Below are 13,627 nucleotides of genomic sequence, written 5' to 3'. Positions count from 1 at the left end.
ACACATTTTAGTGTACACGCATACCGGTAGCGATCCCGGCGGGGAAGGACGGCCCGCCGGACGAAGGCCGCGAACGGGGGAGGACGGGTCAGGAATCCATGCGGTCACGTCGGCCGGGGCCCCGCGGCACACGCCGCGGGGCGCCGGCGGCCGTCAGGCCGGTGCGGTCACGGCGGCCCGCAGGGGCCAGCGGCGCACCCCGAACTGCGTGACGGTGACGAGGGTTTCGCCGTCGGGCGACAGCGCGACGCCACCGTCCGCGCGGCCGAACGGCAGCTCCGCGAGTACCGTGCCGCTGTCCGCGTCCCACACGGCGCCCCAGCCGTGGCTCCCGGGGAAGTACGCGAGCGGCCCGCGGCCCGCCGGCCAGACCAGGCTGCCGTCCGGCTGGTCGTGCATCGGCAGGTCAGGAACCGCCGTCCGCGGCGCGGGCCCGGCCGACGCCGACGCGTCGGGCGGCAGCTGCCACAGCGCGGCGTGGCCGCGGTCCGTGGCGCCGGCCACGGCAAGCGCCGAGCCGTCCGGGGCGAAGGCCAGGCCCGTGATCTGCCGCAGCCCGTCCGGCTCCGCGCGGCCCAGCACCTCGCCCGTCCCGACATCGCACACCACGACGCGGCTGCTCGCGTCCCGCACGCCGAACGCGACCCGCCGCCCCGCCGCGTCAAGCGCCACCGCCTCCACCCGCAGCCGCCGCCAGTGCTCGGCGTACCTGGCCGGCTCGGTGACGGTGAGCACGGTATCGCCGGTCGCCGCGTCGAGCACGACGATGCGGCCGAGACCGTGCAGCGCCAGCGCGAGCCGGGCGCCGTCCGCGCCGAAGGCGAGGCGCAGCCGCTCCTCGCCGTGCGGCGCCGCGGGCGGCAGCGGGTACCGCCAGCGGGTCTCGCCGGTGGCCACGTCGTTCAGCACGACGCAGGACTCCTCGCCGAGCAGCGCCCGCACCAGAACGTCGCCGCGCGGCCCGAACGCCAGGTCGGTCAGGTAGGCGGCGTCCGCGACGGCGGGCAGGAGGCTGACCGCGGGCGGCCCGCCGCTGCCCTCGGGCCAGCGGCACAGCACCTGCGGGCGGTCGGCGGAGTCGCGGTCGAGCTTGGCGCAGAACGCGAGCGCGCGGGCGTCGTCGGCGACCGCGGCCAGCGGCACCGACCAGTGGGACAGCGGCAGTTCGGGCTCGGCATCGGACGCGGGCCGGCCGACGAGCGTGGCCGGCAGGCCGGTGAGCAGCACCTGCCCCGGGCCCGGCTCCGGCGGCCGCGGCACCACCGCACCCGGCGGCGCGAGCCCGGCCAGGAACCAGGCGTCGATCTCCTCCTGCACCACCACGAGCGCGCTGCCGTCCGGCGTGAACGCGGCGGTGGCGCCCGCGGGATCGGCCCACAGCGTCCGGCCGCGGCCGTCGAAAAGCAGCGAGCCGAAGTCCGCGCCGATGAACGCGAAGGGCCCGGCGCCCGTCCACACCGCACGGGTGGTGAGGGCCGCGGCCGGCGAGTCCGCGTCGAGCTCCCCGGCGAAGCCGTCCGGGCGCAGCAGCTCCCCCGGCGCGAAGTCGGCGCCGTCCGCCCGCGCGCGCAGCGTGAGCAGCCGCGCGGCGGGGCGCGCGGAGGTGGCGAGCCCGGCCTGGTCAGGGGCGCCGCCGACGGCGCCGCCCACCGCGAACACCGCGCCGCCGTCCGGCGCCGCGGCCAGCGCGCCCACGGCGGTCAGCCCGGTCTCCGCGGTGGCCAGCACCAGACCCGTGGCCACGTCGCGTGCCACCACCCGGCCGGCCGGACCCGCGTGGAACAGCAGCCGCCCGGCCGCGTCCAGCGCGACGGGGCCGAACGCGTCCTGCCCCTCGGGCACATGCAGCAGCACCTTGCCGGTGCCGGTCTCGACCACGGCGACCACATCGGTGCTGCCGGTGCCGACGGCCAGCCGTTCCCCGTTCGCGGAGAAGGCGAACCTGACCAGGTCGTCGCGGCTGAAGCAGGGCGCGTCCTCCGCGCCCACATGCGGCCGCACCTCCCACAACGGCTCGCCCGCCGCGGACCAGGCCCGCCACACGCCCTCGACGGCCGTCACCACGGTGCCGCCGTCCGGGCTGACGGCCAGGTCGTACGCCTCGTCGTAGTACTCCCCGCCACCGAGGAACCAGACCAGCGGCGCGTCCCGCGTGGTGTCCCAGCGCACGACGTCCCCGCCGTTGTGGTGCCACTCCGCGGCGGCGGCGAGCGCGAGCCAGCGCAGCCCGGGGGCCGCGGCCACGGCGCTCGCGCCGCTGTAGAAGTACGCGCCCTGACTGCTGTCCCCGTCCTCCCGGTCGTCCTCCACCGGCACCGGCACCGTGCCCGTCTCGACGCTGTCGAGACGGCCGAGTCTGCGGGTGCCGGCCAGCGCGTGACACGGGCGGACGTCGCCCGCGACCCACTGGGCCCACCACGCGTCCGGCATCGGGCGCTGCCCCGCCGGCCAGCGCAGCACGCGCGGGGCGACCTCGCCCAGCTGCCGCTCGTCGAGTTGTTCGAGCAGGTGGCAGATCTCCAGCCAGCCCGCCCGGCTCGGGCGGGCGTCGAGCAGGACTTGCAACGTTGTCATCGCGTCGTTCCTTGCTTCCGCACGTCAGCCGAGGTCGTACGCGCGCACCTCGACGGGGGTTGCGACGACCAGCGCGCGGCCGTCAGGGCTGAGCGCCCAGGCCGTCGAACGGCCCAGGTCGGGGACGGAGAGCAGCGATCTGCCGTCGGCGAGATCCCACACCGTCACCGTGCGGCCGGCGCGAATCGCGGCCCGCGGGCCGTCGGCACCCCATACCGGCCGCACTATCTGCTGCCTGGCCTCGCCCGGGAGTTCGGCCAGCGCCCGCCGGACCACCTCCCCCTCGTCCAGCGCGACGCGCACGGCGAGCGCCGTGCCGTCCGCCGCCCCCACCACGGCGAGCGAGCGCCCGTCCGGCGCGAAGACGAGACCGGAACACCAGCTCACGCCCGTCCGGAACGTCGTGATGCCGCCGTCGCGCAGATCGAGGACCGCGATGCCGCCGCCCGGCGCCCGCTCGTACGGGCGGCACAGCCGGAACGCCACGCGCGAGCCGTCCGCGTCCACCGCGACCGCCTCGCTGCCCCCGATCCCGACCGGGTCGGCGAGCTGCCGCCCGTCGGGCGCGGCCCAGGCCACCACGCTGCGGCTGCTCTGGTCGCAGCCCGCGATCGTCTCGCCGTCGCCGCTGACCGCGAGCCTCACGCCGCCGAAATCGCCGTAACCGGCGTACACCGGGCGGCTGATGGCGCGGCGCCACCGTTCCGCGGTGGCGGCCAGGCGCCAGTGCGCGACCTGCCCGACGTGGTGCTCCTCGGTCCCGCCGAGCGAGGCCGTCAGCGCGGCCCCGCCGGGCCCGAACACCAGGTCGCGCACGACCGCGCCGGGCGCGCGTCTGGCCACGCCGAGCCGAACGGGCCGCCGTTCCACGCCCGGCTGTATCACCAGCAGCTCACCGAACGCGGGGAACCAGGGCGCGGCCGTGGCGACCGCGACCCGCTCCACCCCTTCCGAAACGGCGACGGCCGTCACGCGCTGCGCCACGGCCGGCCGCCCGGGCAACGGCCGGGTGATGTCCAAGTCCCCCGGTTCGCACAGGTGCCGAACAACCATGACACGGACCCTAGACCGCCGGACGGGCTCGGGGGGCCGGGTTGCGAAACCAGCTGAGCCACAATTCGACTACATCGTGCGTGACCAAACGGATACGGGCGTCGAATAGGCCGCCGGACGCCCGTTCTCCGGCCCGCTCCGGGCTTCGGCACGGGTCAACCATGCTCCGGCTCGACACCCGGGAGATATATACGAGCCACTCCGGAGCGTCACTCACACGAATGAATTCCGGCCGCATCGCACGGAGTTGACGGAGCTGACGGAGCTGACGGCCTCGACAGCGTTGACGGCGTCGGCCCGCACCCGCCGCGGGCGTTCCGGCGCCGTCAGTCCGAGGCGCGGACCCGGGCGCCGAACTCCTCGAAGGGCACGGCGTGATGCCAGGCCGCATCGCGCACCTGGCAGGCGCGCAGCACCTCCTGGGGCTCGGTGACCACCTCGATGCCGGTCAGCCGGTCGGCGTCGTCGAAGCGCAGCACCGCGAGCACCCGGGAGTCGAACAGCCAGAAGTCCTCGCCCGGCAGCTTCAGCCACTCCGCGTCCGCCCGCCACAGGTTGCGCACGTCCTCGCCCGCCCTCGCGTTCCGCCGCGCGGCGTCGAGCAGATACAGCTGCCCCAGCGTCGGCGGATCGTCCACGACGCGCACCCGCTCCACCCGCCTGCCCAGCGCCGGCTGCCGCCTGCGGCCCGCGCCGCGCGGCTCCTCGGGCGCGGGCCCAGGGCCCGCCCGCTGCCCGGTGACGAACCGCTGGTAGGCGGCGCTCTGCTCGGCCGCCTGATACCGGCAGCGCGACTCCAGTCGCCACGCCGTGTGCTCGAACGTCTCCGACGTCCCGAACACGCCTGCGAACTCGTCGCAGGCCGCCCAGTCCTGCACCTGCGCGGCCCCGTCGGCCCAGCACGTCTCCCGGAGCCGCGCCAGGACGTGCTCCGTCTCCACGCCCTGGACACCGAAGTCGGTGTCCGCGAAGCTCAGCCGCCTGCCCATGCGCGCGCTCCTTCCGTCGCTGCCCGGACCAGCATGACCATTCGGTGATGATCTGTCAGCGGCGCGTTACCGGACAGCCGCGCGCCCCATCCGGCCACCGGCGGGCGGGGCCCACCCGCCGGCTCCTCGGGACCCACGGGTCCCCCCGGCCGCGGCCGCGCGGAGCGCCGGGGAAAAAGCGCTGATCAGCGCCGCGCCTCCGCGCCGCCGTCCCGGCGACCCCCTGCCCCGCGCCCCGGCGTCGCCCCGCCCGTTTCCCCGCCGGTCCTGCCCGTTGTCCGTCCGCCTACCGCGCGCGCACCGCGAGACGGGCCAGGCCCGGGCGCCGCACCGGCCCACCGCCGACCGCCGACCGCCGGGGCCGACCGCCGGGGGCTGGGGCCCACCGCCGCCCGCCGGGCCCGGCGGGCCGGGCGGCTACGACGAGGAGCGGCGCACCAGCTCGGTCGGGAGCACCAGGCGGGGGCGGTCGGTTCCCCCGTCGGAGATCTCGGCCAGCAGGGCCCGCGTCATCGCCCGGCCCATGCCCTCCATGGGCTGCCGGACGCTGGTCAGCGGCGGGTCCAGGTGGCGGGCGAGCGCGGAGTCGTCGAAGCCGACGAGCGCCACGTCGTCGGGCACGGAACGCCCCAGCTCGCGCAGCGCGCGCCGGGCGCCGATCGCCATGAGGTCGGAGGCGCAGAACACCGCGTCCAGGTCGGGGCGCCGCGCCACCAGCTCGCGCATGGCCGCGTGTCCGCTCTCCTCGGTGAAGTCCCCGCGCCCCACCAGCTCCACCGCCGGCTCGCGGCCGGCGGCGCGCAGTGCCTCCTGGTAGCCGTCGAGCCGGCACCTGGCGACGTACATGTCGGCGGGCCCGGTGATCGTCGCGACGCGGCTGCGCCCGCGGCCCAGCAGGTGCTCCACGGCGAGCTGGGCCCCGCCGACGTTGTCGCAGTCGACGTGCGGCACCGGCTCGTCGGCCGACCTGCGGCCGGTCATCACCACGGGCAGGCCCATGTCCGCCAGCTGGTCGGGCAGCGGATCGTCGCCGTGCACGGACACCAGCAGCACGCCGTCGACGCGGTGGCTCGCGGCGTACTGGGCGAACCTGGTGCGCTCCTTCGGGGTCCTGATCAGCGTCAGCAGCAGCTGGATGTCGGTGTCCGCCAGCTCCGCCGAGACCCCGCGGAGAATGCCGGAGAAGAACGGCTCGGCGAACAGCCGCGTCTCCGCCTCGGGCACCACCAGGGCAATGGCGTCCGACCTGTTGGCGGCCAGCGCCCTGGCCGCCCGGTGCGGTACGTACCCCAGATCGGCGATGGCCTGCTCGACCGCGGCCCGCGTCCTGTCACTTACCCTTGGTGATCCGTTGATGACGCGGGACACCGTGCCACGGCCCACCCCCGCCCGTGCCGCGACTTGTTCAAGTGTCGGTCTTCCATCGCGGCCCGCGCCGCGCCTTGCCATCGCCATCGCTTCCTCCCGTTTCCGCCCCAGGGTCCAACTACATCACGGAATCCGAGACGGACCGCTTTACGCCTTGACACCCGGCGAGCACTCGGACACCCTTCAACCCATCACAACTGGGAGCGCTCCCACGCTCCTGGAACCCTATAGAACCGTACGTTCCGAGCCCAGGCCCCCTATCCCCCACGTGTCGAAACCACCCGGCTGGGAAGGCAACGTCAGTGCGCCAGGAGGACGACGACGTCATGCGCAACACCACCCGTATCACGAACCGGCCGCGACGCCGAGCGGCCAGAGCCGTCGCAGTCGGTCTGACCGCGACCCTCGCGACCGCGCTGCTCGGCGCCTGTTCGAGCGACGACGACGGCGGCGGCGGTGATGACGAGAACATCACTTTGAGAGTCGGTGTGTTCGGGCAGTTCGGTTACCAAGAAGCCGGGCTGTACGACGAATACATGGAGGCCAACCCGAACATCACGATCGAGCAGGACTCCACCACCGAGAACGCCGACTACATCGCCCAGCTCCGCACGCGCCTCGGCCAGAACAGCGGCCTCGCCGACATCCAGGCCATCGAGGTCGGCAACATCGCCGAGATGACCAGCGAACTGAGCCCGCGCTGGGTCGACTTCAACGAGTATGACGTGGACACCAGCCACTTCGTGCCGTGGAAGGTCGACCAGGCGACGGACGCCGACGGGCGGGTCATCGGTCTTGGCACCGACATCGGCCCCACCGGCATCTGCTACCGCACGGACTACTTCGAGCAGGCCGGGCTGCCGACCGAGAGCGAGGCGGTCAGCGAACTGTTCGCCGGCGGCTGGGAGGACTACATCGCGGTCGGCGAGGACTTCGCGGCGAACGCGCCCGACGACGTCGCCTACCTCGACTCGGCGGGCGGCATGTTCAACGCGGTCGTCTCCGCCTTCGAGGAGCGCTACACCAACGAGGCGGGCGAGGTCATCTACCAGGAGAGCGAGGGCGTTCAGACCGCCTGGGACCTCTCCCTCCAGGTCGCCGACGCCGGACTGACCGACCAGCAGCAGCAGTTCTCCCCCGAGTGGGAGCGGGCCCTGGCCAACGGTGCCTTCGCGACGCTGCCGGCCTGCCCCGCCTGGATGCTGACGACCATTCAGTCGCACGCGGGTGACGCGGGCGCCGGTTTGTGGAGCATGGCCCGTTCGCCCGAACCGTCCAACTGGGGCGGCTCGTTCATCGGCGTGACGGACGCTTCGGAGCACAAGGAGGAGGCCGTCGCCCTCGCCGAGTGGCTGACCGCCCCCGAGCAGCAGGCCAAGATCTTCGCCAACGCGGGCAACTTCCCCAGCTCCGCCACGGCGCAGGAGACGGAAGACGTCCAGAACGCTACGAACGAGTACTTTCCCGGCGTCCAGATCGGCCAGATCCTCTCCACGGCCGCCGCCGAGATCCCGTCCACGCCGATCGGCCCCAACGACCAGATCATCCAGGAATCGATCACCAACGGTCTGGTCACGGTCGAGCAGCAGGGCAACGACCCGGACAGCGCCTGGGAAGACGTCGTGAGCGCGCTGGACAACGCACTAGCGGAATGACCAGGACTCGCCGATGACCACTGAACACCGAGAGGCCGCGCCCCCCGCGAAGGGGGGCGCGGCCCCGCGCCCGAAACCACCGGCGTCCGGCACGGCGCACCCCGCACCAGGCCCCAAGGAACAGCGGCGCGCGGAGCGCCGCTCCCGGCGCTACCGCTGGGATCTGAAGTACAGCCCGTACGCGTTCGTCTCGCCGTTCTTCCTCTTCTTCGCCGCCTTCGGCCTCTTCCCGCTCCTCTACACGGGCTGGTCCGCGCTGCACAGCGCGTCGATGCTGACCCCCAACGAGATGGAGTGGGTGGGCTTCGAGAACTTCACGCGGCTGTGGGAGGACGAGTTCTTCTGGAAGGCCCTGCGCAACACCTTCACCATCGGCATCATCTCCACGGTGCCGCAGCTGCTGATGGCGCTCGGCCTCGCCCACCTGCTCAACTACCGGCTGCGCGGCAGCATGTTCTTCCGCGTCGCGATCCTCACGCCGTACGCCACCTCGATCGCCGCCGCGACGCTCGTGTTCGCGATGCTCTACGGCCGCGACTACGGCGTGATCAACTGGGCTCTGGATCTGATCGGCATTGACCGCGTGGACTGGCAGGCGGGCACCTGGTCCTCCCAGTTCGCCGTGTCGACCATCGTCATCTGGCGCTGGACCGGCTACAACACGCTGATCTACCTCGCCGCGATGCAGGCCGTTCCGAACGACCTCTACGAGTCGGCCGCCCTCGACGGGGCGTCCCGGTGGAAGCAGTTCATCCACATCACGCTGCCTTCGCTACGGCCGACGATCCTGTTCACCATCGTCGTGTCCACGATCGGCGCCACCCAGCTGTTCGGCGAGCCGCTGCTGTTCGCGGGCGACCCGTCCGGCGGCACGCAGAACCAGTACCAGACGCTCGGCCTCTACATGTACGAGATGGGCTGGATCAACAGGCATCTCGGCCGGGCGGCGGCCATCGCCTGGACGATGTTCCTGCTGCTCATCATCATCGGAATCATCTACTGGGTGATCACCCGATGGGTTGGCCGCAGCAACGGCGAGGAGGAATGATGGCCGTTGTCAACACCCAGCCGGCTCCGCAGGACGCGGCCACGGCGGACGGTCCCGAACGGGGCCGCAGGGCACGCCGGGCCAAGGCGGGCACCGCGGGCGGGCATCTGCACGGCGGCTGGCTCACGTACACCATCCTGGCGGTCTTCGCCCTCGGGTCCATCGTCCCGCTGGTGTACTCCGCCATCGCCGCCTCGCACAGCAAGGCCCGGCTGTCGGAGGCCACGCCGCCCTTCTGGTTCGGCGGCCGGCTGTTCACCAACCTGGAGAGGGCCTGGGACGACGCCAATCTCGGCAAGGCGATGATCAACACGATCTTCGTCGCGGGCACCATCACCGTCTCGACCGTGCTGTTCGCGACGCTGGCCGGCTTCGCCTTCGCCAAGCTCAGGTTCCGCGCGAAGAACGTCCTGATGCTGCTGGTCATCGGCACGATGATGGTGCCGCCGCAGCTCACGGTGGTACCGATGTTCATGGCCGTCGCGGAGTTGGAGTGGAGCAACCACCTCCAGGCCGTGATCCTGCCGATGATGGTGAGCGCCTTCGGCGTCTTCTTCATGCGGCAGTACCTCGTGCAGGCCCTGCCGACCGAGCTGATCGAGGCCGCCAGAGTCGACGGCTCCAACAGCCTGCGCGTCGTGTGGCACGTCGTCTTCCCCGCCGCCCGCCCGGCCATGGCGGTGCTCGGCATGCTCACCTTCGTGCTGGCCTGGAACGAGTTCTTCTGGCCAATGATCGCGCTCACCCAGCAGAACCCGACCGTGCAGGTCGCGCTCACGGGCCTGGGACAGGGCTATGTCCCCGACCAAGGGGTGATCATGGCCGGCGCACTGCTCGGCACGCTCCCCCTGCTCATCGCGTTCGTGCTGTTCGGCAAGCAGATCGTGGGCGGCATCATGCACGGCGCACTCAAGGGCTGAGCACCCCGTCGCGCGCGGTTCGGTACCCTCTCTACGAGCAAGAATGGGAGCGCTTCCATGACTGAAAAACAACCCCGGGTCTTCCCACCCGACTTCCTGTGGGGCTCGGCCACCGCGAGCTACCAGATCGAAGGTGCGGCCCGTGAGGACGGCCGCACCCCCTCGATCTGGGACACCTTCAGCCGGACCCCCGGGAAGGTGCACGCAGGGGACACGGGGGACGTGGCCTGCGACCACTACCACCGCTGGCAGGAGGACGTCGGCCTCATGGCCGAACTCGGCCTCGCCGCCTACCGGTTCTCGGTGTCGTGGTCACGCGTCCAGCCCACCGGACGCGGCCCCGCGGTACAGCGCGGGCTCGACTTCTACCGCGCCCTCGCCGACGGCCTGCTGGAGCGCGGGATCACGCCGGCGATCACCCTGTACCACTGGGACCTGCCGCAGGACCTGGAGGACTCGGGCGGGTGGCCGGAGCGGGAGACCGCCGAACGGTTCGCGGAGTACGCGCAGATCGTCGGCGAGGCGCTGGGCGACCGGGTGGCCATGTGGACGACGCTGAACGAGCCGTTCTGCAGCGCGTTCCTCGGCTACGGCTCCGGCGTGCACGCCCCGGGGCGCACTGAGCCGGAGAGTGTGCTCAAGGCGGCGCACCACCTGAACCTCGCGCACGGCCTCGGCGTCCAGGCGCTTCGCGCCGCCCTGCCGCGCAACGCCGAGATCGGCGTCACGCTCAACCCGGTGGTCGCCCGGCCGCGCACCGACGCACCGGCGGACGTGGACGCGGCGCGCCGCATCGACGCGCTGCAGACCCGCATCTTCTCCGGCCCGCTGCTGCACGGCAGCTACCCCGAGGACCTGCGGCAGGACACCGCGCGCGTCAGCGACTGGTCGTTCCTGCGCGCGGGCGACGAGGCGGCGATCCACCAGCCGCTGGACTTCCTCGGCCTGAACTACTACCAGCCGTCGGTCGTCTCCGCGCCGACGGGCGGCTCGCAGGCCAAGCGCAACGACGGCCACGGCTCGGGCACGCACTCCCCGTGGGTGGGCTCCGAGGACGTGGAGTTCCACCTCGCGCCCGGCGAGCGCACGGACATGGGCTGGGTCGTCGACCCGACCGGCCTGTACGAGCTGCTCCAGCGCTTCCACAGCGAACTGCCGAACCTGCCGCTCTACATCACCGAGAACGGCGCCGCGTTCGACGACAAGATGGACGCGGCGGGCGTCGTGCACGACCCGGAGCGGATCTCCTATCTGCACGGCCACCTCGACGCCGTCCACCGTTCGATCGAACAGGGCGTCGACATCCGCGGCTACTTCCTGTGGTCGCTGCTGGACAACTTCGAATGGGCCTACGGGTACAGCAAGCGCTTCGGCGTGGTGCACGTGGACTTCGACACGCTCCGGCGCACGCCGAAGGCGAGCGCCCGCTGGTACGCCGGCGTGGTGGGCTCGGGACGGCTGCCCGCCACCTGAGCCACGGGCGCGGCGCGGGCACCGCGGCGCGCCCACCGGACTCCCCCGTGTCCACCCGGAAGCCTTTCCGGCTCCCTCCCGGAAAGGGGGGCAAGGGGGTCGGCCCCCGGCCAGGACCGCGCACCGCGGCACCTGGCCGGGGGCCGGGTCATTCCCCGCGCCCGTTCCCTTCCGGCAGCCGCCTGGCGGGGCCGAACGCGTGGAGGTGGATCAGCGCGTCGTGCCCCGCGGCGAGGATGAACGGCCGGTACGGGTCGCCGGGCGGCCCGATGTCCCGCGTGGGCCGCTCCTCGCTCAGCCAGGCGCGGGCCGCGGCCGGGGCCGTCCGCACGTCCAGCAGGAAGTCCCGGTGGCCCGCCAGCCGCCCCGCCCGTTCGAGGATCTTCTCGGAGCTGCCGGCGCGCGGCGGACCCTCGGACGCGGTCTGCCACTCCCCGCTGCCGTCCGGCACGGTCCAGCTGCCGCGGCCGAAGGTCGTGCCCACCGAGAGGTAGGACGCGCCGAGCAGATCCCGCAGATAGGCCCCCTGGGTGACGGGGTAGTGCACGGGGTCGTACGTCTCGTACGCCGTGTGCCCGTTGTGCGCCGACAGCAGCACCTTGTGTCCCGTCTGCCGGTGCCACCAGGCGGTGTTGACCGCCATCAGCTCATCCCGGTAACGCATGGCCGCCGGCTGTTCCGCCGGATCGTTCAGCCGGAACGCGAGCAGCGTCGCGGTCTGCGCCAGCACCCGCGCGTGCTGCGCCGCCCAGGCGTGCGCGGCGCCGCCGGGCGCCGGGTCGAGGGCCGCGACCCGGTCGGCGGCCCGCCGGGCGAGCCCCGCGATCCGCTGCCGTTCCGCGTCGGGCAGGGCCTGGAAGTCGGCCGCGGCGGCGTGTTCGCGCAACTCCAGGTAGCAGGCGTCCAGTTCGGGCCGCAGGCCCGGCGCGTACCGGTCGGCCCAGCCGGTGACGCCGTCGAAGATCGTGTCGGCGATACGCGGGAACGCCAGGTCGTTGCCCATGAACCGCAGCGGGGCCCCGCGGTGGCGGGCGTTGTGCGCGCGCATCCACGCGATCAGGTCCAGGTACTCCTCGACGTGCCACGGCCAGGCCCCGTTGCCGAACTCCTCGTCCAGGATCGTGCGCAGGTCGCCGGTGCCGTTCCTGACGTAGGAGTCGATCCGCAGCCCGGCGCCCCAGCCCACCTCCAGGGCGAAGGTGCGGAAGCCCTTTTCGGCCACCAGATAGCGGAAGGCGCGGTGCTTGAGCGTGTACAGCTCATGCGCCCCGTGCACGACCTCGCCGAGCCCGACGACCGGCACCTCGCCGATCGCCGCGCCGAGCGGCGCCAGGTCGTCGTGGGGGCCGTGCGGCTCGGTGGTGCGCAGCGGCCTGGCGGCGCGGGCCAGCGCGGCGACGGCGTCGCCGCGCCGCTCGCCGGGGCGGGCCGCGGTGGCCGGGCCGGCCGCCGCGGCGAGCCCCGCGGCGGTGACGGGCAGCGCGCCGAGCAACGCACGGCGGGAAACGGATGGCATGTGGTGGTCCCTCCCCGGGAACGAGACACCGGCCCGGCGCCGGCGTCTGTCCGCTCAAGGCTCCGCCGGAGCGCGGGGGCGGCGATATCCCGCCATCCCCCGTTCCGTTCCTGGGGCGGCCCCCACCACGGCCCCCCGGCCACTGCCACCGGCCACCGGCCACCGGCCCCCGGCCCCCGGCCGCCTCAGCCGAAGGTGCCGTCCGGCGGCGGCGGGGACGGTACGGCGGTGGCGTCCGTCACGACGGGCGCGCCCGCGGTGAAATCGGCCAGTTCGCGGCCGGCGAGCAGCCGGGCGGGCGCCGGGTCGCGGGCGCAGCGGCCGGCCAGTTCCACGGTGGGCAGCGGGCCGTCGGCGGCGCAGACGATGCCGTTCCCGAAGCGGCGGCCGCGGAGCACGGGCGGCTCGGCGGCCAGGCAGACCTCGGCGAAGCGGCCGGCGGCGGTGGCCACCTGGGCGCGCAGGTGGGCCAGCGGCGGGCCGTCGGTGACGTTGGCCGCGTACCAGCCGCCGGGACGCAGGACGCGGCGCACCTCGTCGAGGAACTCGGCGCTGGTGCAGTGCGCGGGGGTGCGCGCGTCGGCGAACACGTCCGTGATGACGAGGTCGGCCCAGCCGTCCGGCAGCCGCCCGAGCAGGTCCCTGGCGTCGGCCGGGCGGACGCGGATGCGGGCGCCGTCGGGCAGCGGAAGCTCGCGGCGGACGAAGGCGGTGAGGCCGCTGTCGGGCTCGGCCACCTGCTGAACGGAACGGGGGCGGGTGGCGGCGATGTAGCGGGCCACGGTCAGGGCGCCGCCGCCGAGGTGCAGGACGGCGAGCGGGCGGCCGGGCGGCGCGGCGAGGTCGGCGACGTGGCCGAGTCTGCGCTGGTACTCGAAGCGGAGGCGCGTGGGGTCGGCAAGATCCACGTGGGACTGCGGGGCACCGTCGATCAGCAGCTCCCAGCTGCCGGTCCGGTCGGGATCGGGCATCAGCTGGGCCAGGCCGCCGCCCACCGCTTCGGTCAGGGCCTTGCCGGCGTCACCGCGCCG

Annotated in this window: 10 protein-coding genes; 4 read left to right on the top strand and 6 right to left on the bottom strand. The window is 73.6% G+C overall.

All coding sequences use genetic code 11. The annotated features are described in order from the left end of the window. Nucleotides 1-153 precede the first annotated feature (153 nt). The 4 genes from RM779_RS11945 to RM779_RS11930 all read right to left on the bottom strand — a co-directional run bounded on the left by RM779_RS11945 (nt 154) and on the right by RM779_RS11930 (nt 6,071). The gene (locus tag RM779_RS11945) at nt 154-2,574 is read right to left on the bottom strand and encodes a WD40 repeat domain-containing protein (RefSeq protein WP_311617652.1); all 2,421 of its coding nucleotides are present in this window, start codon (nt 2,572-2,574) and stop codon (nt 154-156) included. A gap of 24 nt (nt 2,575-2,598) precedes the next feature. Beyond that, complete coding sequence (locus RM779_RS11940) at nt 2,599-3,627, bottom strand: WD40 repeat domain-containing protein (protein WP_311617651.1); 1,029 nt, start codon at nt 3,625-3,627, stop codon at nt 2,599-2,601. 326 nt (nt 3,628-3,953) lie between these two features. Further along, the gene (locus tag RM779_RS11935) at nt 3,954-4,616 is read right to left on the bottom strand and encodes a DUF6879 family protein (RefSeq protein ID WP_311617650.1); all 663 of its coding nucleotides are present in this window, start codon (nt 4,614-4,616) and stop codon (nt 3,954-3,956) included. Between the two features lie 417 nt (nt 4,617-5,033). Further along, nucleotides 5,034-6,071, bottom strand: a complete 1,038-nt coding sequence (locus RM779_RS11930; protein WP_311617649.1) for a LacI family DNA-binding transcriptional regulator — start codon at nt 6,069-6,071, stop codon at nt 5,034-5,036. A gap of 215 nt (nt 6,072-6,286) precedes the next feature. On the opposite strand from RM779_RS11930, the gene RM779_RS11925 reads away from it, so the two are divergent. From RM779_RS11925 to RM779_RS11910, 4 genes are read left to right on the top strand one after another with little or no spacing between them, the layout of a single operon-like run. Beyond that, nucleotides 6,287-7,639, top strand: a complete 1,353-nt coding sequence (locus RM779_RS11925; RefSeq protein ID WP_311617648.1) for an ABC transporter substrate-binding protein — start codon at nt 6,287-6,289, stop codon at nt 7,637-7,639. Between the two features lie 13 nt (nt 7,640-7,652). Then, nucleotides 7,653-8,687, top strand: coding sequence for a carbohydrate ABC transporter permease (locus RM779_RS11920; protein ID WP_311617647.1), 1,035 nt, complete (start codon nt 7,653-7,655; stop codon nt 8,685-8,687). After that, nucleotides 8,684-9,607, top strand: a complete 924-nt coding sequence (locus RM779_RS11915; protein ID WP_394813276.1) for a carbohydrate ABC transporter permease — start codon at nt 8,684-8,686, stop codon at nt 9,605-9,607. Before RM779_RS11920 ends, RM779_RS11915 begins: the two co-directional genes overlap by 4 nt. Before the next feature lie 57 nt (nt 9,608-9,664). Continuing rightward, nucleotides 9,665-11,080, top strand: a complete 1,416-nt coding sequence (locus RM779_RS11910) for a GH1 family beta-glucosidase (protein WP_311617645.1) — start codon at nt 9,665-9,667, stop codon at nt 11,078-11,080. A gap of 148 nt (nt 11,081-11,228) precedes the next feature. Here RM779_RS11910 and RM779_RS11905 read toward each other — a convergent pair whose 3' ends face one another. Together RM779_RS11905 and RM779_RS11900 are read right to left on the bottom strand one after the other, a co-directional pair. Continuing rightward, nucleotides 11,229-12,596, bottom strand: coding sequence for an erythromycin esterase family protein (locus RM779_RS11905; RefSeq protein WP_311617644.1), 1,368 nt, complete (start codon nt 12,594-12,596; stop codon nt 11,229-11,231). Nucleotides 12,597-12,781: 185 nt separating this feature from the next. Beyond that, nucleotides 12,782-13,567 (bottom strand): spermidine synthase, encoded by a 786-nt coding sequence (locus RM779_RS11900; RefSeq protein WP_394813282.1) that lies wholly within the window; start codon nt 13,565-13,567, stop codon nt 12,782-12,784. Between the last annotated feature and the right edge of the window lie 60 nt (nt 13,568-13,627).

Origin of the sequence: Streptomyces johnsoniae (genome assembly GCF_031845565.1) — a bacterium.
GTDB lineage: Bacteria > Actinomycetota > Actinomycetes > Streptomycetales > Streptomycetaceae > Streptomyces > Streptomyces johnsoniae.
This window is presented reverse-complemented; position numbering and strand designations above follow the sequence as displayed.